The organism is Rathayibacter sp. AY1C5 (assembly GCF_002931705.1).
Taxonomy (GTDB): Bacteria; Actinomycetota; Actinomycetes; order Actinomycetales; family Microbacteriaceae; genus Rathayibacter.
On sequence record NZ_PSWD01000016.1, the window covers coordinates 19775 to 43563 of the forward strand.

The following is a 23789-nucleotide window of genomic DNA, read 5'->3' on the forward strand; positions in this document are numbered from 1 at the left end:
CGCACGACACTACCAGGCCGCCGCCGTTCCGGGGAACGGCGACGGCCCAGGGGCGGAGCTACTCGCCCTTGTTCTTCTGGACGATCTCCTCGGCCACGGCCTTGGGGACCTCGGCGTAGGTCTCGAACGTCATCGAGTAGACGGCGCGGCCCGAGGTCTTCGAGCGCAGGTCTCCGATGTAGCCGAACATCTCGGACAGCGGGACGTTGGCCCGGATGACCTTGATGCCGGTGGCGTCCTCCATCGACTGGATCATCCCGCGACGCGAGTTGATGTCGCCGATGACGTCACCCATGTACTCCTCGGGAGTACGGACCTCGACGGCCATGAGCGGCTCGAGGAGGACCGGCTGCGCCTTGCGCGAGGCCTCCTTGAACGCGATCGAGCCGGCGATCTTGAACGCCATCTCGGAGGAGTCGACGTCGTGCGCCGCTCCGTCGACCAGGGTCGCCTTCACGCCGACCATGGGGTAGCCGGCGAGCACGCCGACCTGCATGGCGTCGCGGATGCCCGCGTCGACGGAGGGGATGTACTCGCGCGGGACGCGGCCACCGGTGACGCCGTTGACGAACTCGTAGGTCTTGTCGGCCTCGACCTCCATCGGCTCGATGGTGATCTGGACCTTCGCGAACTGGCCGGAGCCACCCGTCTGCTTCTTGTGGGTGTAGTCGTACTTCTCGACCGTGCGGCGGATCGTCTCGCGGTACGCGACCTGGGGCTTGCCCACGTTGGCCTCGACGTTGAACTCGCGCTTCATGCGGTCGACCAGGATGTCGAGGTGCAGCTCGCCCATTCCCTTGATGACCGTCTGACCGGTCTCCTGGTTCTGCTCGGTGCGGAAGGTGGGGTCCTCCTCCGCGAGCTTCTGGATCGCGGTGCCGAGCTTCTCCTGGTCCGCCTTCGTCTTGGGCTCGATGGCGACCTCGATGACGGGCTCCGGGAAGGTCATCGACTCGAGCACGACCTGCGCGGCCGGGTCGCTCAGGGTGTCACCGGTGGTGGTGTCCTTGAGGCCGATGACGGCGTAGATGTGGCCGGCGGTGACCGAGTCGACCGGGTTCTCCTTGTTGGAGTGCATCTGGAAGATCTTGCCGATGCGCTCCTTCTTGCCCTTGGTCGAGTTGATGACCTGGGCGCCGGAGTCGAGCTTGCCCGAGTAGACGCGGACGTAGGTCAGGCGGCCGAAGAACGGGTGCACGGCGACCTTGAACGCGAGCGCCGAGAAGGGCTCGGTCGAGTCCGCGTGGCGCATGATGACCTTCTCCTCGTCGCGGACGTCGTGCGCCTCGATGGCGGGGACGTCGAGCGGGGAGGGGAGGTAGTCCACGACAGCGTCGAGCATCGGCTGGACGCCGCGGTTCTTGAACGCCGAGCCGCAGAGCACCGGGTAGATCTCGGAGTTGACGGTCATCTTGCGGATGGCGCCCTTGATCTCCGCGACGGTGAGCTCCTCGCCGCCGAAGTACTTCTCGAGCAGCTCGTCGGAGGTCTCCGCGACGGTCTCGAGGAGCTTCTCGCGGTACTCCGCCGCCTTGTCGGCGAGGTCGGCCGGGATCTCCTCGATCTCGTACTTCGCGCCGAGCGCGACGTCGCCCTTCGAGTCGCCGCGCCACGTGAGCGCGCGCATCTCGACCAGGTCGACGACGCCCTCGAAAGAGGACTCCGCGCCGATGGGCAGCTGGATGACCAGCGGCTTCGCGCCGAGGCGCTTGATGATCGTGTCGACCGTGTAGTAGAAGTCGGCGCCGAGCTTGTCCATCTTGTTGACGAAGCAGATGCGCGGGACGTCGTACTTGTCGGCCTGACGCCAGACGGTCTCGGACTGGGGCTCGACGCCCTCCTTGCCGTCGAAGACGGCGACGGCGCCGTCGAGGACGCGGAGCGAGCGCTCGACCTCGACCGTGAAGTCGACGTGACCGGGGGTGTCGATGATGTTGATCTGGTTCTTGTTCCAGAAGCAGGTCGTCGCGGCGGACGTGATCGTGATGCCGCGCTCCTGCTCCTGCGCCATCCAGTCCATCGTCGCGGCGCCGTCGTGGACCTCGCCGATCTTGTGCGTGATACCCGTGTAGAACAGGATGCGCTCGGTGGTGGTGGTCTTGCCGGCATCGATGTGGGCCATGATGCCGATGTTGCGGACCTTGTTCAGGTCGGTGAGCACATCTTGTGCCACGGAGTTCCTCCGATAGGTGATGGAGCCAGCGCACCGGGTTCATGGCCGAATGGCTGGGATTCTGGTGGTGGCGGTCGCCCGGTCGCGGGGATCGGGCGATCCGCCGCCGGGACCGGGCCCGCAGCGGTAACGCCGCGGGCCCGGTGGTCGCGGTCGCCCGGGGGCGGCCGCGGGGTGCGCTACCAGCGGTAGTGCGCGAAGGCCTTGTTCGACTCGGCCATCTTGTGGGTGTCCTCGCGACGCTTGACAGCGGCGCCCAGACCGTTCGACGCGTCGAGGATCTCGTTCATGAGACGCTCGGTCATCGTCTTCTCGCGACGGGCCTTCGCGTAGCTGGTGAGCCAGCGGAGCGCGAGGGTGTTGGCGCGGTGGGGCTTGACCTCGACCGGGACCTGGTAGGTCGAGCCGCCGACGCGGCGGCTGCGGACCTCGAGGGTCGGGCGGACGTTGTCGAGCGCCTTCTTGAGGGTGACGACCGCGTCCTGGCCGTTCTTGCCGGCGACGCCCTCGAGGGCACCGTAGACGATGCGCTCGGCGAGGCCCTTCTTGCCGTCCAGGAGGATCTTGTTGACGAGCTGGCTGACGATGGGGGCGCCGTAGACGGGGTCTGCGACGACGGGGCGCTTGGGAGCGGGGCCCTTACGAGGCATTACTTCTTCTCCATCTTCGCGCCGTACCGGCTGCGAGCCTGCTTGCGGTTCTTGACGGCCTGGGTGTCCAGGGCGCCGCGAACGATCTTGTAGCGGACACCGGGGAGGTCCTTGACGCGACCGCCGCGCACGAGCACCATCGAGTGCTCCTGCAGGTTGTGGCCCTCGCCGGGGATGTAGGCGGTGACCTCGGTGCCGTTGGAGAGCTTCACGCGGGCCACCTTGCGGAGGGCCGAGTTCGGCTTCTTGGGCGTGGTCGTGTAGACGCGCGTGCAGACGCCGCGCTGCTGGGGGTTGGCCTTCAGGGCGGGCGCCTTGGTCTTGGTGACCTTCGGCGTGCGTCCCTTGCGGACCAACTGCTGAATCGTTGGCACTGGTTTTGCTCCTTGAATGCTGCACGGTGACAGCGGATCGATGGTCGACATTCGGCCCTCCCGTCTCCGGGAACGGCCGAGTTCATCTGGACCCGACGCACCCCGCGGCCCCGCGAGCGGGACCGGGAGGGTGAGGGGTATGCCGTGGGGGCCGCCCGATCGGACGAACCCGCGGATCCTCGCGGACCCGGTGGAGCGAAGTGCGGCGACCGCATCGACCCGGAGGCACGACACGAGCGCACGGCAAAGCGCACACCCGAAGAATATTACGGGGAGTGACGGGGCCGGTCAACCGAGCGGCGTTCGCCCTGGGAGATGCCGCAGCGCCGCGACGAGCCGCGCCGGGACTCCGCCGTCACTCCCGCTCGTCGCCCTCCCAGCCCCAGTGGGGGCTGCGGCCGCCGGCGTCGCGACGGGCCAGGAGCAGGAGGAACAGGAGCTGGACGGCGGCCGCGAGCACGCCGGTCGCGATCGCGAAGACAGTGGGGGCGTGGTCGAGGATCCAGCCGAGGATCTCCCCCGGCTCCTGGCGGCCGAGCCCGTAGAGCGCTCCGCCCGTGACGAGGAAGAGCAGGTAGACGACGACCCCGGTCAGCAGCGACGGGCCGAGGACGCGGTGGACGGCGGGACGGGCGGCGAGGGTCACCATCGCGACCAGCACGGCGACGACGCAGACCGCCACCGACACCGGCCCCAGCAGCGGGCCGGCGTCGCGCTCGGGCACGACGTCCTGGTCCAGCAGGAGGCTGAGGACCCCGAACGCGCAGACGACCAGGGCGAGGTAGAGGAACGCGGCGAAGCCGGCCAGCGCGAGGCCGTAGCCCAGGCCGGCTCCGCGGCCCTGCCCCTGCCCCTCCGGAGTCACGACTGCGCGGCCGCTTCGCGCTCGGCGTTGCGGCGCTTGACGCCCCGGGCGCGGCCGGCGATCGCGGCGCCGCCCCAGACGCTCGCCTCCCGGCCGAGGACGCCGGCGGCGAGGACCGCCGCGAGGACTGCGGGATCGCGGACGTAGTCGAGCGCGAGGGAGCGGTCGATCGGCAGGGCGAGCGGTCCGACGGCGCTCCAGCCGCCGACCAGCGCGGCCGCGGCCGTGAGGAGGGCGACGAGGAAGCCGCCGAGGATGTAGGCCCACCAGCCCGCGCGGTTCACGACCAGCACGATCAGCGCCAGGCCGACCAGGAACGCGGCCACCGGGGCGAGGAAGAGCGCGGTCGGCGCAGCGTCGAGCGCGAGGGCGACCGGGTCGCCGCCGACGCGGTCGACGAGGAGGCGGATCGCCGTCAGGGCGACGAGGTACAGGACGGCGAAGACCGCGGTCGTCAGGAGGGCGAGCGCGAGGCCCGCGAGGCGGTTGCCGGAGCGCCGGACCGGCTCGGGCTCGGCCTCGACCGGCCCGAGGGCGCTGGGGGCGGACGCGGCGGCGGCCGGGGCGGCGGGCTCGACGGTCGGCTGCCGACCCGTCACGGGCTCGGGCCAGACGTACTCCCGGGTCGGCTGGGGTCCGGTTCCGCCGGACGTCTCGGTCGCGGAGGGGATCCGCGTGGTCTCGGCGTCGCTGCTCCAGGTCACCCGGACAGCATAGGCACGCCTTCCGCCGCGCCCGGTGCGCCGCGCGGCTCCCCGTCGACGGGGGACAGCGCCGACCGTCTACTCGAGCGGGTGGAGGAGGCGGTGCAGGAACTGCCGTGTGCGCGGCTCGCGCGGCTCCCGGAGGATCTCCGCAGGGGCGCCCCGCTCGACGACCACGCCGTCGGCCATGAAGACGACCTCCGAGGCCACCTGCCGGGCGAACTCGAGCTCGTGCGTCACGACGAGCATGGTCCAGCCCTCCCCCGCCAGCTCCCGCATCAGCGAGAGCACGTCGCCGACCAGCTCCGGGTCCAGCGCCGAGGTGGGCTCGTCGAAGAGGAGCAGATCGGGCCGCAGCGCGAGCGCCCGGACGATGCCCACGCGCTGCTGCTGACCGCCGGAGAGCTCGAAGGGGTAAGCGCTCCCCCGGCCGCCGAGGCCGACGCGCTCGAGCAGGCGCTCCGCCTCCGGGACCACCTCGGACGCGGGACGGCGCTGCACTCGCAGCGGCCCCTCCGTCACGTTCTGGAGGACGGTCAGGTGCGGGAAGAGGTTGAAGTGCTGGAAGACCATCGCGGAGTGGTCGCGCAGCCCGGTCAGCGCCTTCCGTCCGACGCCGCGGTCGAAGTCGAGGACGCTGCCGTCGGCGAGCTCGACCACCCCGCCGTCCGGCACCTCGAGGCTGTTCAGCGAGCGCAGGACGGTGGTCTTGCCCGAGCCGGACGGCCCGATCAGGGCGACGACCTCGCCGCGATGGACCTCCAGGTCGATGCCGCGCAGCACCTCCACCCCGCCGAACGACTTGCGGAGGCCGCGGGCCGTGAGCACGGGCCGGGCGTCGGTCGGAGTGTCAGCGGGCGACATAGCGGTCCAATCGCTTCTCGAGCAGGCCCTGGCCGCTGGAGAGCACCAGGCAGATGAGCCAGTAGATCAGAGCGGCCTCGAGGTAGAGGAGCATGAACTCGCTCGACGCGGTGGCGATCTTCTGCGCCTGCCGGAAAAGCTCGGTCACCAGGATGAGGGAGGCCAGCGAGGTGTCCTTCACCAGCGAGATGAAGGTGTTCGACAGCGGCGGGACGGAGACGCGCGCGGCCTGCGGGAGGATGATGCGCCGCAGCGAGAGCGAGCGGCTCATGCCGATCGTGTGCGCCGCCTCCCACTGCCCCTTCGGGACGCTGAGGATCGCCGCGCGGATCACCTCCGCCGCGTAGCCGCCCACGTTGAGGGCGAACGCGATGGTGGCGCTGGGCCAGGGGTCGATCTTCAGTCCGAGGCTCGGCAGCCCGTAGAAGATCACGAACAGCTGCACCAGGAGCGGCGTGCCCCGGATGACGGAGATGTAGGCACGCGCGATCCAGGAGAGGATCCGCACCCGGGAGAGCCGCATCAGGGCGACCGCCAGCGCGAGCACGAGCCCGATGGCGAAGCTCGCCAGCGCGAGCGGGATCGTCCCGACGATGCCCCCGGAGAGGATCGGCCAGAACGACCGGAGGACGAGGTCCATTGTGTTCTCCCGCCTTCGCGGGAGGATCCGCGGTCGGCTCGATCGGGTGGTGGCGTCGGGGGCGGATCGTCTCCGCCTCCTGGGGAATGCTGGCACGCTTCGCGCCGAGGCGGGCGCCCTTGCAGGCGGACCCGCGGCCTGAGCCGCTCCGCCGCTCCCCCGCGACGGGGCCGCTCACGCACGAGACGGCCCCTCCCGGAAGGGGAGGAGCCGCCTCGGGGTGGGGCTACTGGGAGACGTCGGCTCCGAAGTAGCGCTCGGAGATGGAGGCGAGTGTGCCGTCCTCGCGCAGCTCGTCGAGGGCGGAGTCGACGGCCTCGACGAGGTCGTCCGAGCCCTTCGGGAAGGTGAAGGCGCTCTCGGAGGTGTCGTCGGTGGTGACGGCGACCTTGAGGCCCGCGGCCTGGTCGGGGTAGGTCGTGGACCAGTCGAGCCAGGTGAGGCGGTCGTTCACGGTCGCGTCGACGCGGCCCTGCTCGACGAGGGCGATGGCCTGCGCCCAGCCCTCGACGCCCTCGACCTCGGCGCCGTTCTCCTGCGCGACGGTGTACCAGTTGCTCGAGAGCGACTGCGCAGTGGTCTTGCCGGAGAGGCCGGCGAGGTCGGTGATCGAGGTGTCGCTCGAGGGGACGATCACGACGCCGGGGCTGACCGAGTACGGCTCCGAGAAGTCGTACTTCGCCTCGCGTTCGTCGTTGATCGAGACCTGGTTCGCGATCACGTCGAAGCGCGCTCCGTCCAGGCCCGCGAACATGGCGTCCCACTGCGTCTCCTGGAAGTCGGGCTCGACGCCCAGCTTCTCGGCCACGGCGGTGATCACGTCGACGTCGTAGCCGGTGAGAGCTCCGGTCCCGCCGTCGGCGTGGAAGGAGAAGGGCGGGTAGGTGCCCTCGGTGCCGATGGTGAGCTTCCCCGACTCCTCGACCTCGGCCAGGGTCAGGCCGGAGCTCGCGGAGGCGGTGCCCTCGCCGCTCGAGCCGGAGACCACGTCGTCGGTCGAGGCGGGCGCGCAGCCGGCGAGGACCAGGGCGGCGGCGGCGGCGGTCGTGCCGAGCAGGACGCGCAGGGAGGTGCGGGCGGAGAGGGTCACGGTGTTGTCCTTCGGTGCATCACGGAGTCGTGGCGGTCCCGCTGCGCCGGATGCGGCGCGGGGATCGACGAGGGGACGGGTCGTCCCGGGGCGGACCGCTGCTCGGCGGAACCGCCCGGAGTGACGATAACCAGTGGAGGGGGCGGCCCTATTCCCGGATGTCGCCGTGTGACGCCGGGAGTCCGGCCAGGAAGTGCTCGGCGCCGGCGACCTCGTCGCTCGTGAGGCCCGTCGCCGACTCCGGACGCACCAGGTGGAAGGGGGTGCTCTGCTCGCGGGCCCAGTCGTAGGCGTCCTCGTGGAGGTTGTCGTCGATCCACACCACGGCGTCGATCGCGCCGCGCTCGGCGGCCGCCTCCAGCCACACCGCGACGGGCTGGAGCTTGCTCGTCCGGCCCGGGAACCGCGGGTCGCGCGGGAGGCCGCCGTCGAAGACGATCGCCTCCGTGCCCGCCGGCAGCCCGAGGTCCTGGGCGAGGACCCGCGTCAAGCGCGGCGGCCAGGTCGTGGCCCACACGATCGTGCCGACCGCGGCCAGGCGGGCGACGAGCGCCGCCCGCTCCGGCTCGAGCTCCAGGCGGTGCGAGCCCGAGGCGCGATCGCTGCGGACGGAGGGGTTCAGGACGCCGTCGACGTCGAGCAGGATCAGGGCGGCCATGCCTGTCACCGTAGCGGCGGCGGGGCGGATCGCGCGAGGAGCGCTAGCGTGACGGGATGCCTCCCTCCCTCCTGCTGCCGGGAGGCCGCACAGCCGTGCTGGGGCCGGATCCCGTGCGGCCGGAGGCGCTGCTGCTCACGGTCGACGGCGCGGAGCAGTCGCTGATCGATCCGGGCGATCCCCGGGCTCTGCACCTCGAGTACCTCGCGCGCCTCGGCGCGGTGGTCGACGCCGCCGCCCCTCCCGGCGAGCCGCTGCGCGTGCTGCACCTCGGAGCCGGAGCCCTGGCCCTGGCCCGGTACGTCGCCGCGACCCGGCCGGGCTCCGAGCAGCTCGCGGTGGAGGGCGCGGCAGGACTCGTGGAGTTCGTGCTCGAGCACGCGCCGCTCCCCCGCGGCGCGCGCGTCCGACTCCTCACGGCCGACGCCGCAGGGCCCCTGCCGCCCTGGAGCGCCGACCTCGTCGTGCTCGACGTCTACGACGGGGACGAGATCCCGGAGCCGTTCTACCGCGCGTCCGTCCTCGCTCCGCTCGCCGCCCGCGTCGGCGCCGACGGGCTCCTCGCGGTCAACGTCGCCGACGACGCCGACCACCGGAGGCTGGACCGCCTGCGCGGGGTCGTCCGGGAGCTGCTCCCGGTCACCGCAGCGGTCGGATCGACGGCCTTCGTCGAGGGGCGCACCGGCGGGAACGCGATCCTGCTCGCCTCAGGCTCGGCGCTCGCCGACCACGTCGCCGGCCGCCTGCTGCGCGCCGGCCCGCACCCGGTCTCCGCCGCGGCGGATGGCGACGTCGTGGTCGCCGAGGTGGCGGTAGAAGTCGACCCGTGAGTCGAGAGTGACGCCGGTCTCGAGGTACTTGGCGCGGATCCGCTTGATGTAGGTGCGGACGGTGTGCTCGGCGACGCTGAGGTCGACCGCGACGGTGCGGACCGCGGCACCCGCTCCGTAGGCGCGCATCACCCGGCTCTCCTGCGGGCTCAGCACCGGGCGGCGCTCCTCGCGCCCGTGCACGAGCCGGTGGCGGGCGGTGTCCGAGATCCAGGTGCGGCCGGAGGCGACCGAGACGACCGCCGCCGCGAGCTCGCTGGGGTCGTCGCCCTTCCAGACGTACGCCGCCCTCTCCCGTCGCAGCACGGCCCGCACCGGCTCCAGGGAGTCGGAGGAGGAGAGCACGACGAGGCCGACGGTCCAAGCCGCCGCACGCTCGAGGGCGTCGGCCACCTCCTCGCCGGGCACGCCGTCCAGGTCGAGGACCGCGATGCGGTCGACGCCCTCCTCGTCGTGCGAGAACTGCGGCAGCAGCTGCGCGAGCAGCGCCTGCAGCGCGGCACGCTCGATCGCTGGTCCGTCGACGACGGCCAGCGTGAACCGATCGAATCCGGTCACGGGGGTCCCCTAGCAGGGGCAGGTTCGGGTCCGCCCCGGCTGCACCGTAGCGGTCCGCGACGTCGTCGTGCACGTGATGGGACATTCCGTCTCAGTGGGAGGACGCCCCAGAGCACTCCGGATCGGCTCACGGAGCGCGTGGAGGACCACCCGCGGCACCGTCTCCGGCTAGTGTCCCTCTCCATGGACGACAGCGCAGAGGGCTCCCGGCGGGCCCGGAGGATCCCCGCGGAGCAGGTCCGCAGCCGCATGATCGCCACGGCGCGCGACGTCGTCTCGAACCACGGCCTCACGGTGAGCTTCGCGCACCTGCCCATGGAGGAGTACATCCGCCTGGCCGGCGTGCCGCGCAGCTCCGTCTACCGGATCTGGAGCACGCGCGAGGAGTTCGTGGCCGACCTGGTCGGCGAGGTCTTCGTGCGGGACCGGTACGCGGAGGGCGCCGATCCCGAGGCCCAGCAGGAGATGCGCGAAGTCTACGAGCGCTCCACCGATCTGCTCTCCACGGCCGCCGGCCGCCGCCGGGTCGCCTGGGAGACCATCCGCATCGGCGCGCGGGCCAATGCCGAATCGCTCCGCCGCTCCGCCGACTGGTCGTCGTACAACGCGCTGCTCGCCTGCACCTTCTCGATGGAGGAGGGGCCTGCACGCGACGCCGTGCGCGCCACGGCGAAGCGGATCGAGGGCATGCTCACGCGCCGGATGCGCGACTTCTACGAGGAGACGCTGCAGGTCTTCGGCGGGACGATGCGCCCGGGATTCACGACGCTCCAGCTCGCCCACCTCACCGCGATCGTGATCGACGGGCTCGCCCACCGCGGCCGGCTCCTCGACGACGACCTCGACGCTCCGGTGACCGCCCCCGGCCTCGACGGCGAGCCGGTCGAGTGGACCCTGGCGGCCTGGACGATCCGCTCGATCGTCGACGGGATGCTGGAGCCGGTCGCGGAGGACTGAGCGGACCCCGCGACCCGGATCACTCGTCCGGTTCGGTGAACCCGTCGATCAGCAGCAGCACCGACACCACCGCCAGTGACGGTCCGTCGGGATCGGCCGGGTCGAGCGGGCCGGTCACCAGCTCCGGTGCCGCGATCCGCGCGATGCACAGCCCCTCGATCAGGGCCGAGACGGCGGAGGCGAGAGCGGCGGCGCCGCGGTCCGGGCGCAGCCGGAGCCCCGCCTCGGCGAGGGTGTGCTCGTAGTACTTCGCCATGTTGTCGATGAAGTGCAGCTGGCGGGACCGCAGAGCGGATCCGATGGCGGTCCGCGCCGGCTCCTCGTGCGAGCCCACCGCGCCGGCGAGAGCGATGAAGTTGCGCCAGTGCTGCGACGAGAAGATGTTGTCGACGTTCGCGTCGACGGCGACCCGGACGGAGGCGATCAGGGCCTCGCGGCGCTGCGCCGGGGTCGGCTCGGGGTCGAGGCTGCGGTGGAGGTGGGAGTTCCCGGCCCGCAGGGACGGCTGGTCGAGGCGGGTGGCGAGGACCCGCTCCGGGATCGCGGCGATCAGCTCGTCGTAGAACGACTGGCGAGTGGGCCAGATCCGGTACACGGTGCTGCGCGGAACACCCGCCGAGCGGATGACGTCCTCGAGGGGCAGGTGGGCGACTCCGACGCGCAGGCCCTCGGCGCGGACGACCGCGAGAGCGGCGTCCAGCAGGCGGGTGCGGACCTGCTCGCGGGTCAGGCGGGGAGGACGCGCCGGCTCCTCCGCATCGAGGGGGTCGTCGCTCATCAGGCCTCCGGCGCCGGGATGCACGGAGGAGCCTCCGACATCTACTGTCCAGCCGAGCGTACCCGGAGGGAGCGCGGAACGTGAGAGGAGATCGGAGACGGGCGCGGCCCGCGCATGCGGCTCGGGTGCCGCGCGGGCCGCGCTGCCTGTCCCCCAGGCGGCCTCCCCATGGGCCGGTCCGACCGTATGCTTCCCGACAGACGTCCGTCAACTGACGCGACATGGTGTCTCCTCGGCGGTGTCCGCCGACCGGTCACGAGGACCGCCTCCGGGACTCCTCCGCCGCCGGGAGCGCCCTCGCCGCGGTCTGCGCTCGAGAGGCGTGCGGAGCGGACAGCTCGCCCGCGACGACGTCCGACACGACGCCGGTGGCGTGCTCGACGAGGTCGACGTTCCGGGTCAGCCGCGCGTGGTGGCACGGGCTCGCGTCGACGTCGACCACGAGCTTCGCGAAGCGCAGAGCATCGCCGAGCCGCGCGAACGGCGAGAGCTCGGCGACGAGGGACGGCACGTCCGCCGCGGCGAGGTAGGTGTAGCGGCAGGTCGAGACCACGTAGTCGTCGACTCCGGCCGTCGCCGATCCGGTCGCGACCATGATGTCGCCGAGGTCGACCGGCGCGGTGGCGAGGCCGAGCGCCACCGCGGCGGTCACCTGGATGTCACCCACCAGCGCCGTCACGTGCACGCCGGCGGGCCAGGGCGGCAGGGAGCCGAGCTCGGTCGATCCCGTCCGCAGGCCCTTGCCCGCCGCCGAGGCGAGGGCGTCGATCATCGGCACTCCCGTGCACTCCCCCGCGTGCTCGGCGTCCTCGGAGACGGCGTCCCCGCAGGAGGCGAGCATCGCCGAGACGCTCAGCCGGCTCTGCGGGTCCAGTCCTGCGATCACCGCGGGGCTGACCTGGCCGGAGTCGTCGACCATTCGTCCGAGGCGCTCCGCGACGTCGGATCCCGTGTTCGGGGTGCCGAAGGTGAGGACGGACGAGACCATCGAGGCGACGGCGGTCCCGTCGACCGAGCCGCTCAGCGCCTGGCGGGCGGCGAGCCCTCCCATCGAGTGCGCGACGACGACGGCGCGGTGCCCGGTCGCGGAGACGAGGCAGGCGATCGAGGAGGCGAGCGCGTCGCTGATCCCCGGGTCGGTGACCCAGCGCGCGGCGAGCCGGCGGTAGTCGAAGGTGTAGACCGCGGCGCCGTCGATCTGCTGCAGCCGGCCGAGGAGGGACGGCTCGGGAGCGTCGAGCGGAGCGGTCGCCGAGTCCGACGACACCATGTCGACGAGATGGGAGAAGGCCCCTGTGCGGTCGGCGTCGTGCGTCGCCGTGCCCAGCCAGCCGTGCAGCATCACGATGGGGACCAGCGCGGCGGCGGAGCGCGGCCGGACGTCGTCGCCCGCGAGCACGGGAGCCAGCTCCGCGACGCCGCAGGACGAGGGTGCGACCGCCTCTGCCGCCTCCGCCCGCACCGCGGGCACCACGACGACGCCGACCACCACGAGCAGTGCGGCCAGCACGACGATCACGAGTCTCATCCGCGCGTTTCCTCACGTGCCGCGACCAGGACGGGGAACGGGTACAGGCTCGACCCGACGAGCACCCATCGAGTCAATCACCCCGCTCCTGCGGGGAAGGCCGCTCGTCGCGAACGGGCGGCCCCCCGTGCGGGTGACCGCGGGTCGGGGACGCCGAAGGCCCCGCCGGTGTCCCGACGGGGCCTTCGATCGTTCAGCTCACCTGGATCAGCTGTAGTTGCCCGGCTCGTAGCCGTCGCTCGAGAACGAGTCGAAGTCGACGAACGAGAGGTCGGCGTCGCTGAACGCGGCGTCGTCCGCGAAGATGCGGTTGGGGTACCGCTCGGCCTTCGCCTCCTCGGTCGCCTCGACCGACACGTTCCGGTACTTGGGCAGACCGGTTCCCGCCGGGATCAGCTTTCCGATGATCACGTTCTCCTTCAGGCCCATCAGCGGGTCGCGCTTGCCCTCCATGGCCGCCTGCGTCAGGACGCGGGTGGTCTCCTGGAAGGACGCGGCCGACAGCCACGACTCGGTCGCGAGCGAGGCCTTGGTGATGCCCATGACCTCCTGGCGGGCGGACGCGGTCCGCTTGCCCTCGGTCAGAGCCGCACGGTTGACCTCGCTGTAGCGCGAGCGGTCGACGAGCTCGCCCGGCAGCAGCTCCGTGTCGCCGTGGTCGACCACGGTGACCTTGCGGAGCATCTGACGCACGATGACCTCGATGTGCTTGTCGTGGATCGGCACACCCTGCGAGCGGTAGACGCCCTGGACGCCGCCCACCAGGTGCTTCTGGACCTCGCGGACGCCCAGCACGCGCAGGACCTCCTTGGGGTCGACCGTTCCGACGTGCAGCTGCTGCCCGAGCTCGACGTGCTGGCCGTCCTCGATGAGGAGCTGCGAGCGCTTGAGCACCGGGTAGATGACCGCCTCGTCGCCGTTGTCCGGCTGGAGGATGACGCGGCGGGCACGGTCGGTGTCCTCGATGGTGATCCGGCCGGCGGCCTCCGCGATCGGCGACGCGCCCTTGGGGGTGCGGGCCTCGAAGAGCTCCTGCACGCGGGGAAGACCCTGCGTGATGTCGTCGGCCGAGGCCGATCCACCGGTGTGGAAGGTGCGCATCGTGAGCTGCGTGCCGGGCTCGCCGATCGACTGGGCCGCGATGATGCCGACGGCCTCTCCGATGTCGACGAGCTTGCCGGTGGCGAGCGAGCGGCCGTAGCAGGCCGCGCAGACGCCGACGGCGGACTCGCAGGTCAGGACGGAGCGCACCTTGATGTGGCGCACGCCCGCTCCGACCAGCTTCTCGATGAGCACGTCGCCCACGTCCTCGCCGGCCTCGGCGACGAGCTCGCCGGCCTCGTTCGACGCCGGGGTGGCGAGCGAACGGGCGTAGACGGAGTTCTCGACGTTGGAGTCCTTGATCCAGGCGCCGGTGGCGTCCTGGAGCATGATCGGCAGGTCGAGGCCCTTCGAGGTGCCGCAGTCCTCCTCGCGGATGATGACGTCCTGCGAGACGTCGACGAGTCGACGCGTCAGGTAGCCCGAGTCCGCGGTGCGGAGCGCGGTGTCGGCCAGGCCCTTGCGGGCACCGTGCGTGGCGATGAAGTACTCGGCGACCGACAGGCCCTCGCGGTACGAGGAGATGATCGGTCGGGCGATGATCTCGCCCTTCGGGTTGTTCACCAGGCCTCGCATGCCGGCGATGTTGCGCACCTGCAGCCAGTTGCCGCGGGCACCGGAGGTGACCATGCGGTTGATGGTGTTGTCCGTCGGGAAGTTCGCGCGCATGGCCTTGGCGACCTCGTCGGTCGCCTCGGTCCAGATCTTCACGAGCTCCTGGCGGCGCTCGGCCTGAGTGGTCAGACCCTTGTCGTACTCGGACTCGACCTTCGCAGCCTTCTTCTCGTAGCCCGCGATGATCTCGGGCTTCGACGGCGGCGTGAGGATGTCGGACAGCGCCACGGTGACACCCGAGCGGGTGGCCCAGTAGAAGCCGGCGTCCTTGATCCGGTCGAGGGAGGCGGCGACCTCCACCTTCGGGTAGCGCTCCGCGAGGTCGTTGACGATCCCGGAGATGGTCGTCTTGTCGGCGACCTGCTCGAAGTAGGGGTAGTCGACCGGCAGCGCCTCGTTGAAGAGGGCGCGGCCGAGCGTGGTCTCGAGGAGGACCGGCGCGATGACCTTGCCGTTCTCGTCGATCTCGACGCCCTCGGGTGCCTGACCCTGCGCGAAGTACACGTCCGACATGCGGATCCTGACCTTCGAGTTCAGGTGCAGCGAGCCCTGGTCCTTCGCGAGGATCGCCTCCGAGACGGAGGAGAACGCGCGGCCCTCGCCGGCGGCGCCCTCGCGGATCGTCGTCAGGTGGTGGAGGCCGATGATCATGTCCTGCGTGGGCAGGGTGACCGGACGGCCGTCCGAGGGCTTGAGGATGTTGTTCGACGCGAGCATCAGGATGCGCGCCTCGGCCTGGGCCTCGACGGACAGCGGCAGGTGGACGGCCATCTGGTCGCCGTCGAAGTCCGCGTTGAACGCGGCGCAGACGAGCGGGTGCAGCTGGATCGCCTTGCCCTCGACCAGCTGGGGCTCGAAGGCCTGGATGCCGAGACGGTGCAGCGTGGGCGCACGGTTCAGCAGGACGGGGCGCTCGCGGATGATCTCCTCGAGCACGTCCCACACCTGCGGGCGCGAGCGCTCCACCATGCGCTTGGCGGCCTTGATGTTCTGCGCGTGCGACAGGTCGATCAGGCGCTTGATCACGAACGGCTTGAACAGCTCCAGCGCCATCTGCTTGGGCAGACCGCACTGGTGCAGCTTGAGCTGCGGGCCGACGATGATGACCGAGCGTCCCGAGTAGTCGACGCGCTTGCCCAGCAGGTTCTGGCGGAAGCGACCCTGCTTTCCCTTGAGCATGTCGCTCAGGGACTTGAGGGCGCGGTTGCCGGTTCCGGTGACGGGGCGGCCGCGGCGGCCGTTGTCGAAGAGGGCGTCGACCGCCTCCTGGAGCATGCGCTTCTCGTTGTTCACGATGATCTCGGGGGCACCGAGGTCGAGCAGGCGGCGGAGTCGGTTGTTGCGGTTGATCACGCGACGGTAGAGGTCGTTCAGGTCGCTGGTCGCGAACCGGCCTCCGTCGAGCTGCACCATCGGGCGCAGCTCCGGCGGGATGACCGGGACGACGTCGAGGACCATCGCGGCCGGCGAGTTGCCGGTGGCGAGGAACGAGTTGACGACGCGCAGCCGCTTGATGGCGCGGATCTTCTTCTGACCCTTGCCCTCGGCGATCTGCAGGTGCAGCGTCTCGGCCTCGGCCTGGAGGTCGAACTGCTCGAGGCGCTTCTTGATCGCCTCGGCGCCCATGTAGGCCTCGAAGTAGACGCCGTACCGGTCGACGAGCTCGTTGAAGACCGCGTCCTCGGGCTTGAGGTCGCCGACCTTGAGGGTGCGGAACTGCTCCCACACGCTCTCGAGCCGCGCGATGTCCTCGTCGAAGGACTTGCGGATCTGGCCCATCTCCTTCTCGGCGCCGTCCTTGGTGCGGCGCTTCTGGTCGCTCTTGGCGCCCTCCGCCTCCAGGGCGGCGAGGTCGGTCTCCAGGCGCGCCAGGCGGTCCGCGATGCGGGAGTCGCGCTGGTCCGAGAGGGTCTTGATCTCGAGCCGGAGCTCGTTCTCGAGGCCGGGCATGTCGGCGTGACGGCCGTCGTCGTCCACGTCGATGATCATGTACGCCGCGAAGTAGATGACCTTCTCGAGGTCCTTCGGCGCCATGTCCAGCAGGTATCCGAGGCGCGAGGGGACGCCCTTGAAGTACCAGATGTGGGTGACGGGGGCGGCGAGCTCGATGTGGCCCATTCGCTCGCGGCGGACCGAGGACTTGGTGACCTCGACGCCGCAGCGCTCGCAGACGATGCCCTTGAAGCGGACTCGCTTGTACTTGCCGCAGGAGCACTCCCAGTCGCGAGAGGGTCCGAAGATCTGCTCGCCGAACAGGCCGTCCTTCTCGGGCTTCAGGGTGCGGTAGTTGATGGTCTCGGGCTTCTTCACTTCACCGTGCGACCAGCGACGGATGTCATCGGCCGTTGCGAGGCCGATGCGCAGCTCATCGAAAGTGGTTACGTCGAGCAATGTTTTCTCCTTGTCGGAAAACAGGGTGTCTCGTCAGAGACGGGAGGTCGTCGGATGCTGGCGCGGATCAGATGTCGTCGACGGAGGACGACTCGAACCGGGAGGAGATGTTGATGCCGAGCTCTTCCGCGGCGCGGTAGACCTCGTCATCGGTGTCGCGCAGGCTGACCGCGGTGCCGTCGGCCGAGAGGACCTCGACGTTCAGGCACAGGGACTGCATCTCCTTGATGAGGACCTTGAAGGACTCCGGGATGCCGGGCTCCTGGATGTTCTCGCCCTTGACGATGGCCTCGTACACCTTCACTCGGCCGAGGATGTCGTCCGACTTGATGGTGAGGAGCTCCTGGAGGGCGTAGGCGGCGCCGTAGGCCTCGAGGGCCCACACCTCCATCTCGCCGAAGCGCTGTCCGCCGAACTGCGCCTTACCACCGAGCGGCTGCTGGGTGATCATCGAGTACGGGCCCGTCGAGCGCGCGTGGATCTTGTCATCGACGAGGTGGTGCAGCTTCAGGATGTACATGTAGCCGACCGAGACCGGGTCCGGGAAGGGCTCCCCGGAGCGGCCGTCGAACAGCTGCGTCTTGCCGGACGAGCCGATCAGGCGCTCTCCGTCGCGGGTCGGGGTGGTGGAGTCGAGGAGCCCTGCGAGCTCCTCCTCCGCCGCGCCGTCGAAGACGGGGGTCGCGACCTTGGTGCCGGGCGCCGCCTCGCGGGCGTGCTCGGGCAGGCGCGCGGCCCACTCCGGCTGGCCCTCGACCTTCCAGCCCTGCTTCGCGATCCACCCGAGGTGGATCTCGAGGACCTGGCCGAAGTTCATGCGGCCGGGGACGCCGAGCGGGTTGAGGACGATGTCGACCGGGGTGCCGTCGGCGAGGAACGGCATGTCCTCGACCGGCAGGATCTTCGAGATGACGCCCTTGTTGCCGTGGCGGCCGGCGAGCTTGTCGCCCTCGGTGATCTTGCGCTTCTGGGCGATGTAGACGACCACGCGCTGGTTGACGCCCGAGCCGAGCTCGTCGTCGCCGTCCTGCGCGTCGAACACCTTGACGCCGATGATCGTGCCCTGCTCGCCGTGGGGCACCTTCAGCGACGTGTCGCGGACCTCGCGGCTCTTCTCGTTGAAGATCGCGCGGAGCAGGCGCTCCTCGGCCGAGAGCTCGGTCTCGCCCTTGGGCGTGACCTTGCCGACGAGGATGTCGCCGGGGCGGACCTCGGCGCCGATGCGGATGATGCCGCGCTCGTCCAGGTCGGCCAGGAGCTCCGGGCTGACGTTGGGGAGGTCGCGGGTGATCTCCTCCTTGCCGAGCTTGGTGTCGCGGGCGTCGACCTCGTACTCCTCGATGTGGATCGAGGAGAGGACGTCGTCCTTCACCAGGTTCTGGCTGAGGATGATCGCGTCCTCGAAGTTGTGGCCCTCCCACGGCATGAACGCGACGAGCAGGTTCTTGCCCAGCGCGAGCTCGCCGTTCTCGGTGGCGGGGCCGTCGGCGACGACCTCGCCGACCTCGATGCGCTCGCCGGCCGAGACGACCACGCGGTTGTTGTACGAGGTGCCCTGGTTGGAGCGGTCGAACTTGCGGAGGAAGTAGGTCTGCGTGCCGCCCTCGTCCAGCTGGACGGTGACGGAGTCGGCGGAGACCTCCTGGACGACACCGGCCTTGTCGGCGGTGATGACGTCGCCGGCGTCGATGGCCGCGAAGCCCTCCATGCCGGTTCCGACGACGGGCGACTCGCTGCGCAGCAGCGGGACGGCCTGACGCTGCATGTTCGCGCCCATGAGCGCGCGGTTCGCGTCGTCGTGCTCGAGGAACGGGATCAGCGAGGTCGCGACCGAGACCATCTGGCGCGGCGAGACGTCCATGTAGTGGACGCGCTCGGCGTCGACGAGCTCGACCTCTCCGCCCTTGGGGCGGACCAGGACCTTGCCCTCCGCGAAGCGGAAGTCCTTCGTGAGGGGGGCGTTCGCCTGGGCGACCAGGTACTCGTCCTCCTCGGACGCGGTGAGGTAGTCGATCTGCGAGGTGACGGTGCCGTCGACGACCTTGCGGTAGGGCGTCTCGATGAAGCCGAACGAGTTGATGCGCGCGAAGGACGCGAGCGAACCGATCAGGCCGATGTTCGGGCCTTCCGGGGTCTCGATCGGGCACATGCGGCCGTAGTGCGAGGGGTGGACGTCGCGGACCTCGACGCCGGCGCGCTCACGGGAGAGTCCGCCGGGGCCGAGCGCCGACAGGCGGCGCTTGTGGGTCAGACCCGCGAGCGGGTTGTTCTGGTCCATGAACTGCGACAGCTGGCTGGTCCCGAAGAACTCCTTGATCGCGGCGACGACGGGGCGCACGTTGATCAGGGTCTGCGGGGTGATCGCCTCGATGTCCTGCGTGGTCATGCGCTCGCGGACGACGCGCTCCATGCGGGACAGTCCGGTGCGGACCTGGTTCTGGATCAGCTCGCCGACCGCGCGGATGCGGCGGTTGCCGAAGTGGTCGATGTCGTCGACGTCGAGACGCAGCTCGACCGCCTCGCCGTCGCGCACGCCGGGGAGGGCGGTGCGGCCGTCGTGCAGGGCGACCAGGTACTTGATGGTCGCGATGATGTCCTCGACCGTGAGCACCGAGTCGGACAGCGCCTTGTCGATGCCGAGCTTGCGGTTGATCTTGTAGCGGCCGACCTTCGCAAGGTCGTAGCGCTTGGAGTTGAAGTAGAAGTTGTCCAGCAGCGCGCGGGCGGCCTCGGCGGCGACCTGCTCGCCCGGACGGAGCTTGCGGTAGATGTCGCGGAGTGCGTCCTCCTTGGTGAGGATGTTGTCCTTCTCGAGGGTCAGCTCGATCGACTCGTAGCCGGCGAACTGCTCGAGGATCTCCTCGCTCGTCAGGCCGAGGGCCTTGAGGAACACGGTGACCGACTGCTTGCGCTTGCGGTCGATGCGCACGCCGACCTGGTCGCGCTTGTCGATCTCGAACTCGAGCCAGGCGCCGCGGCTCGGGATGACGCGGGCGGAGTAGATGTCCTTGTCGGACGTCTTCTCCTGCTGGCGCTCGAAGTAGACGCCGGGGCTGCGCACGAGCTGGGACACGACGACACGCTCGGTGCCGTTGATGATGAACGTGCCCTTCTCGGTCATCAGCGGGAAGTCGCCCATGAAGACCGTCTGGGTCTTGATCTCACCCGTGAGGTGGTTCATGAACTCGGCCTCGACGTACAGCGGAGCGGCGTAGGTCTTGCCGCGCTCCTTGCACTCCTCGATCGTGTACTTCTCGGGCTCGAGGTACGGGTTCGTGAAGCTCAGCTGCATCGTCTCGCTGAGGTCCTCGATCGGGGAGATCTCCTCGAAGATCTCGTCGAGGCCGGAGTTGGCGGGGAGGTCCTCCCGGCCGGCGGCCTTCGCCTCGGCGACGCGGGTCTTCCACGCCTCCGAGCCGACGAGCCAGTCGAAGCTCTCGGTCTGCAGCGCGAGCAGATCCGGAACGGTCAGGGTGTCGCTGATCTTGGCGAACGAGAGACGCGAAGCTCCGCGTCCGTTCTTGGGTGAGGTGGTGGTCGCGGTGGACGCAGCAGCCAAGGAAGGAACCTCCGTAGACCCTCGCGGGTCTCAATCTGTGGGATGTGTGGAGTGGGCTCCCGCCGGACGGGCCGCCACCCCTGCCCGCACGCCGTGCGGACCGAGGCGACTCGGTCTTGGGGGCGGGGCTAGAGTGTGGCAACGGCATCCACCATCTGATGCCGGGTTCCGGTGACCTGCCGACCGCGATATGAGGGCATGGGTACTCGGGAGCGCAAAGTACGAATATAGCCGCATCGCGCCACGCCGCGCAAGTGCGGATGCTTGCGCCGCCCCGCGGGGTCCGGTATACGAGGCCACGGCCTCCCGGATCGATCCGACCGGGCCGGGCGCGGAGCCCCGCCGTCCCACCGCCGCGGCAGACTGGTCGGATGCAGGAACGCACCGGCCGCCGACGCGGAGACGACTCCGAGCACCCCCGCGCCGTGCTCGCCAGCGGGTACACCGCGCGGATCGAGCCCGACCGCCACTCGCCCGAGGCGGCGACCCTGGTCGTCGACGGCACTCCGCAGTCGCACGTCGACCTCGCGGATCCGACGCACCTCTCGTTCGAGTACGTCCGCCGGATCGGCCACGCGATCGACCTCGTCGCCCCCGAGGGCGAGAGCGTCACGGCGCTCCACCTGGGCGCCGGAGCGCTGACCCTCCCCCGCTACGTCGCCGCGACCCGGCCGGGCTCGCGCCAGCAGGTCGTCGAGATCGAGGGCGCTCTGGTCGAGCTGGTGCGCGAGGCGCTCCCGCTCCCCCGCGGGGCGCAGATCCGCATCCGCCAGGGCGACGCCCGCGAGGTGCTCGGCAAGCTGCCGCCCGGGCTGCGCGGCACGGTCGACGTGGTCGTCGTCGACATCTTCTCGGGCGCGCGCACTCCCGCGCACGTGACCAGCGCCGAGTTCTACGGGGCGATCGCGCCGCTGCTCGCCCCCGGCGGCCTGGTCGCGGTGAACGTGGCCGACGGCGGCGCGCTCGCCTTCGCCCGCGCCCAGGCCGCGACGCTCGCCTCCGTCTTCGCGCACACCGCGATCATGACCGACACCCAGATGCTCAAGGCCAAGCGCTTCGGGAACGTGGTGATGCTCGCCTCGGCCGATCCGCTGCCGCTCGACGGCCTGCCGCGGCGCCTCGCCTCCGACCCCGCGCCCTCCAAGCTGGTGCAGGGGCGGGAGCTCGAGAACTTCATCGCCGGCGCCCTCGTCGTCACGGACGAGACCGCCACCCCGTCGCCGCTGCCGGCGCGGAGCGTCTTCCAGGTGCGACGGGGCTGACCCGGGCCGCGCGTCGGGGCGCCGTCCGGGGACCCGCCGGTACACTCGACGCCGGGGTCAGCGACCCCGACCGTCCTCTCGTCCGCCGCGCGCGACGATCCGGATCCGCACTCCACGAGGAAGCATCGCCCTGAGCATCATCATCCGCCACGACCCCGCGACCCTCCACGAGGAGATCGACGTCGACGCCGCCCAGGAGCGCCTGGAGGAGATCGGCGCGCTGCGCAGCCTCGCCGCGCTCACCGAGAAGGCGGAGCTGCTGCGCCTGCTCGGGCGCGTCGACGAGGCGTGGGACCTCGCGAACGAGGCCGTCCGCCGCACCCGCTTCTCCGGCGACCGCGCCGAGCTGCTCACCGCCCGTGTCCGCCGCGCCCGCCTCATGCAGCTGCGGGGCCGCACCGACGAGGCCCTCTCGGAGCTCGCGCTCTGCGTCGAGGAGGCGCGCACGCACGAGTGGCACCTCGAGCACTCCTTCGCGCTCAAGCACCGCGGCCTCACCTTCTTCGAGCTGGGCGAGTACGGCCGGGCCATGCGCGACTTCGACGCCGCGACCGCCCTCGGCGAGCGCGTCGGGGTCCCCGAGGAGGAGCTCGAGGTCGCGCGCCTGGGCTACGCCGCCGCCTCCGAGTTCCAGGACGGGACCGACCGCGAAGCCCGCACCGACGGCACCGCCCGCGGCCGACGCCGCGCCGACGGCGACGAGTCCTAGGCAGCGCCACCGGTGGCCGACCTCGAGGACGTGGCCCGCTGGGCCGACGCGCTGATCGAGGAGCACCTCGACCCCTCCTGGTCCTTCGCGCTCGACCACGCGCGCACCCGCGGCGGCGCCTGCCACTGGACGCGCCGACGGATCACGGTCTCGCGCCACCTCGTCGCCCGCTGGAGCGACGAGGAGGTCCGGCAGACCCTCCTGCACGAGGTCGCTCACGCGCTCGCGGGGCCCGACGCCGGGCACGGACCGCAGTGGCGGCGGATCGCGGCACGGCTCGGCTACACGGGATCGCGCACCCACAGCAACCCGACCGCGGACGAGCTCGCGCCGTGGGTCGGCACCTGCCCGGGCGGACACCTCTTCTACCGCCATCGCCGGCCCACCCGGCCCCTGGCCTGCGGCCGCTGCGCGCGCCGGTTCGAGCCCGCGAACGCGATCCAGTGGCGGCGCCGACCGGTCCCGGCGCCGTGACCGCGGACGAGGCCCCGCACGGCGGGCGCACGCCGGTCACCGGGCAGTGGCTCCCCGAGGCCGACGGCCGGCGCTGGTGGTTCGACTCCGGAAGCCTCGCACTCGACTTCGCCACGACGGGAGCACTGCCTCCGGGAGCGGCCGAGCACCTCGACTCCGACGCCGCCCTGGCCGCCTGGCTCGCCGAGCGCTTCGAGGCGGTCGGCCCCGAGAGCCGGGACGCGCGCCTCGACGACGCGCTGATGCTCCGGGGCGCGATCGCCCGGCTGGCCGTCGCGGCCGAGGCCGGCACCGCGCCCGACCCGCGCGACGTCGACGTGGTCAACCTGGTCGCGGCGATGCCCGACATCCCACCGGTGCTGGGCGGAGGGTCGCGGCAGGCAGGACGGCTCCATGCGGCGGGCAGGCAGGCGCTCGCGTCCATCGCCCGGGAGGCCGTGGGGCTGCTGGGCCCGGCCGTGGCCGGACGGCTGAGGCGCTGCGCGGATCCGGAGTGCCGGATGCTCTACCTCGACACGTCCCGCGCCGGCTCGCGCCGCTGGTGCTCGATGCAGCGCTGCGGGAACCGGTCGAAGGTCCGGGCGTACCGGGCGCGCGCCGCCGCCCCGCGCGGCTGACGCACCGCCGCGGCACCGGGAGCGGCACCGCGGCGGGACGGGTCAGTCGGAGACGCGGACCGAGCGGTCGAAGGCGACGTAGCCCGAGAAGTCCTTGCCGACGCGGTCGAACGCCGTCGGGTAGGGGTGCGGGTACGACCAGGCCTTGTCCTTCTGCAGGCCGTCGCCGGTCTGCACCGAGAAGTACTGGCACTCGCCCTTCCACGGGCAGGTGTAGGGCGTGGGGCTCTCGACGAGCACGCCCTCGGCGATGCTCGACGGCGGGAAGTACCAGTTGCCCTCGATCGAGATCAGGTCGGAGTCGGGGGCGTCGGCGAGGACGACGTCGTTGAGGACGGCTTTCATGCGGGCCAGCTTTCGGTCGGGGCGGGGGCGGAGGGACCGCCTCCGCC

General features: G+C 71.1%; 20 protein-coding genes. 5 read left to right on the top strand and 15 right to left on the bottom strand.

Going from position 1 to position 23789, the window contains the following annotated elements; translation table 11 throughout:
* Window positions 1-58: 58 nt before the first annotated feature.
* From fusA to C5C57_RS11950, 10 genes are all read right to left on the bottom strand, one after another.
* A complete protein-coding gene (gene fusA / locus C5C57_RS11905) occupies window positions 59-2173 on the bottom strand; it encodes an elongation factor G (protein ID WP_104224571.1) in 2115 nt (704 codons plus the stop codon).
* Window positions 2174-2352: 179 nt separating this feature from the next.
* Window positions 2353-2823 carry a 30S ribosomal protein S7 gene (rpsG, locus tag C5C57_RS11910; RefSeq protein WP_068251443.1) on the bottom strand — a complete coding sequence of 157 codons (471 nt, stop codon included), beginning with the start codon at window positions 2821-2823 and terminating at the stop codon, window positions 2353-2355.
* Window positions 2823-3197 (bottom strand): 30S ribosomal protein S12, encoded by a 375-nt coding sequence (rpsL, locus tag C5C57_RS11915; RefSeq protein WP_011186743.1) that lies wholly within the window; start codon window positions 3195-3197, stop codon window positions 2823-2825. The genes rpsG and rpsL overlap by 1 nt, the downstream gene beginning before the upstream one ends.
* Before the next feature lie 355 nt (window positions 3198-3552).
* The gene (locus tag C5C57_RS11920) at window positions 3553-4062 is read right to left on the bottom strand and encodes a DUF6121 family protein (protein ID WP_104247596.1); all 510 of its coding nucleotides are present in this window, start codon (window positions 4060-4062) and stop codon (window positions 3553-3555) included.
* Window positions 4059-4766, bottom strand: a complete 708-nt coding sequence (locus tag C5C57_RS11925; protein ID WP_104269385.1) for a hypothetical protein — start codon at window positions 4764-4766, stop codon at window positions 4059-4061. Before C5C57_RS11925 ends, C5C57_RS11920 begins: the two co-directional genes overlap by 4 nt.
* A gap of 78 nt (window positions 4767-4844) precedes the next feature.
* Complete coding sequence (locus C5C57_RS11930) at window positions 4845-5630, bottom strand: amino acid ABC transporter ATP-binding protein (protein ID WP_104269386.1); 786 nt, start codon at window positions 5628-5630, stop codon at window positions 4845-4847.
* Window positions 5617-6270 carry an amino acid ABC transporter permease gene (locus C5C57_RS11935; protein WP_104224574.1) on the bottom strand — a complete coding sequence of 218 codons (654 nt, stop codon included), beginning with the start codon at window positions 6268-6270 and terminating at the stop codon, window positions 5617-5619. Before C5C57_RS11935 ends, C5C57_RS11930 begins: the two co-directional genes overlap by 14 nt.
* A 226-nt stretch (window positions 6271-6496) precedes the next feature.
* Entirely contained in the window at window positions 6497-7360 is an 864-nt protein-coding gene (locus C5C57_RS11940; protein ID WP_374953606.1) for an amino acid ABC transporter substrate-binding protein, read from the bottom strand.
* A 148-nt stretch (window positions 7361-7508) separates the two neighbouring features.
* A complete protein-coding gene (locus tag C5C57_RS11945) occupies window positions 7509-8018 on the bottom strand; it encodes an HAD domain-containing protein (protein ID WP_104297652.1) in 510 nt (169 codons plus the stop codon).
* Window positions 8019-8725: 707 nt separating this feature from the next.
* Complete coding sequence (locus tag C5C57_RS11950; protein ID WP_104247592.1) at window positions 8726-9406, bottom strand: LuxR C-terminal-related transcriptional regulator; 681 nt, start codon at window positions 9404-9406, stop codon at window positions 8726-8728.
* A 183-nt stretch (window positions 9407-9589) separates the two neighbouring features.
* Between C5C57_RS11950 and C5C57_RS11955 the strand changes: the two genes are divergently transcribed.
* Complete coding sequence (locus C5C57_RS11955; protein WP_146076607.1) at window positions 9590-10363, top strand: hypothetical protein; 774 nt, start codon at window positions 9590-9592, stop codon at window positions 10361-10363.
* Window positions 10364-10382: 19 nt separating this feature from the next.
* Here the strand turns inward: C5C57_RS11955 and C5C57_RS11960 are convergent, their stop codons facing one another.
* The 4 genes from C5C57_RS11960 to rpoB all read right to left on the bottom strand — a co-directional run bounded on the left by C5C57_RS11960 (window position 10383) and on the right by rpoB (window position 20335).
* The gene (locus C5C57_RS11960; protein ID WP_104247591.1) at window positions 10383-11141 is read right to left on the bottom strand and encodes a TetR/AcrR family transcriptional regulator; all 759 of its coding nucleotides are present in this window, start codon (window positions 11139-11141) and stop codon (window positions 10383-10385) included.
* A gap of 253 nt (window positions 11142-11394) precedes the next feature.
* On the bottom strand, window positions 11395-12669 hold the full coding sequence (locus C5C57_RS11965) for a triacylglycerol lipase (RefSeq protein ID WP_104247590.1): 1275 nt from the start codon (window positions 12667-12669) through the stop codon (window positions 11395-11397).
* 207 nt (window positions 12670-12876) lie between these two features.
* Window positions 12877-16776, bottom strand: coding sequence for a DNA-directed RNA polymerase subunit beta' (locus C5C57_RS11970; RefSeq protein ID WP_104226764.1), 3900 nt, complete (start codon window positions 16774-16776; stop codon window positions 12877-12879).
* A 67-nt stretch (window positions 16777-16843) separates the two neighbouring features.
* The gene (gene rpoB / locus C5C57_RS11975) at window positions 16844-20335 is read right to left on the bottom strand and encodes a DNA-directed RNA polymerase subunit beta (protein ID WP_104247589.1); all 3492 of its coding nucleotides are present in this window, start codon (window positions 20333-20335) and stop codon (window positions 16844-16846) included.
* Between the two features lie 371 nt (window positions 20336-20706).
* Here rpoB and C5C57_RS11980 point away from each other — a divergent pair, with 371 nt between their 5' ends.
* The 4 genes from C5C57_RS11980 to C5C57_RS11995 all read left to right on the top strand — a co-directional run bounded on the left by C5C57_RS11980 (window position 20707) and on the right by C5C57_RS11995 (window position 23397).
* Window positions 20707-21597, top strand: a complete 891-nt coding sequence (locus C5C57_RS11980) for a spermidine synthase (protein WP_104238078.1) — start codon at window positions 20707-20709, stop codon at window positions 21595-21597.
* A gap of 379 nt (window positions 21598-21976) precedes the next feature.
* On the top strand, window positions 21977-22306 hold the full coding sequence (locus tag C5C57_RS18145) for a hypothetical protein (RefSeq protein WP_181027192.1): 330 nt from the start codon (window positions 21977-21979) through the stop codon (window positions 22304-22306).
* 12 nt (window positions 22307-22318) lie between these two features.
* Window positions 22319-22780 carry a SprT-like domain-containing protein gene (locus C5C57_RS11990; RefSeq protein ID WP_104247588.1) on the top strand — a complete coding sequence of 154 codons (462 nt, stop codon included), beginning with the start codon at window positions 22319-22321 and terminating at the stop codon, window positions 22778-22780.
* A complete protein-coding gene (locus tag C5C57_RS11995; RefSeq protein WP_104247605.1) occupies window positions 22777-23397 on the top strand; it encodes a CGNR zinc finger domain-containing protein in 621 nt (206 codons plus the stop codon). Before C5C57_RS11990 ends, C5C57_RS11995 begins: the two co-directional genes overlap by 4 nt.
* A gap of 42 nt (window positions 23398-23439) precedes the next feature.
* On the opposite strand, the gene C5C57_RS12000 is transcribed toward C5C57_RS11995, so the two are convergent.
* Window positions 23440-23742, bottom strand: a complete 303-nt coding sequence (locus C5C57_RS12000; protein ID WP_104224584.1) for a DUF427 domain-containing protein — start codon at window positions 23740-23742, stop codon at window positions 23440-23442.
* Window positions 23743-23789 lie beyond the last annotated feature (47 nt).

Coding starts and splice junctions, on each gene's coding strand:
- rpsG (WP_068251443.1), bottom strand. CDS start 2,823: ATGCCTCGTAAGGGCCCCGCTCCCAAGCGCCCCGTCGTCGCAGACCCC.
- C5C57_RS11930 (WP_104269386.1), bottom strand. CDS start 5,630: ATGTCGCCCGCTGACACTCCGACCGACGCCCGGCCCGTGCTCACGGCC.
- C5C57_RS11935 (WP_104224574.1), bottom strand. CDS start 6,270: ATGGACCTCGTCCTCCGGTCGTTCTGGCCGATCCTCTCCGGGGGCATC.
- C5C57_RS11945 (WP_104297652.1), bottom strand. CDS start 8,018: ATGGCCGCCCTGATCCTGCTCGACGTCGACGGCGTCCTGAACCCCTCC.
- C5C57_RS11955 (WP_146076607.1), top strand. CDS start 9,590: ATGGACGACAGCGCAGAGGGCTCCCGGCGGGCCCGGAGGATCCCCGCG.
- C5C57_RS11960 (WP_104247591.1), bottom strand. CDS start 11,141: ATGAGCGACGACCCCCTCGATGCGGAGGAGCCGGCGCGTCCTCCCCGC.
- C5C57_RS11965 (WP_104247590.1), bottom strand. CDS start 12,669: ATGAGACTCGTGATCGTCGTGCTGGCCGCACTGCTCGTGGTGGTCGGC.
- C5C57_RS11980 (WP_104238078.1), top strand. CDS start 20,707: ATGCAGGAACGCACCGGCCGCCGACGCGGAGACGACTCCGAGCACCCC.
- C5C57_RS18145 (WP_181027192.1), top strand. CDS start 21,977: ATGCAGCTGCGGGGCCGCACCGACGAGGCCCTCTCGGAGCTCGCGCTC.
- C5C57_RS12000 (WP_104224584.1), bottom strand. CDS start 23,742: ATGAAAGCCGTCCTCAACGACGTCGTCCTCGCCGACGCCCCCGACTCC.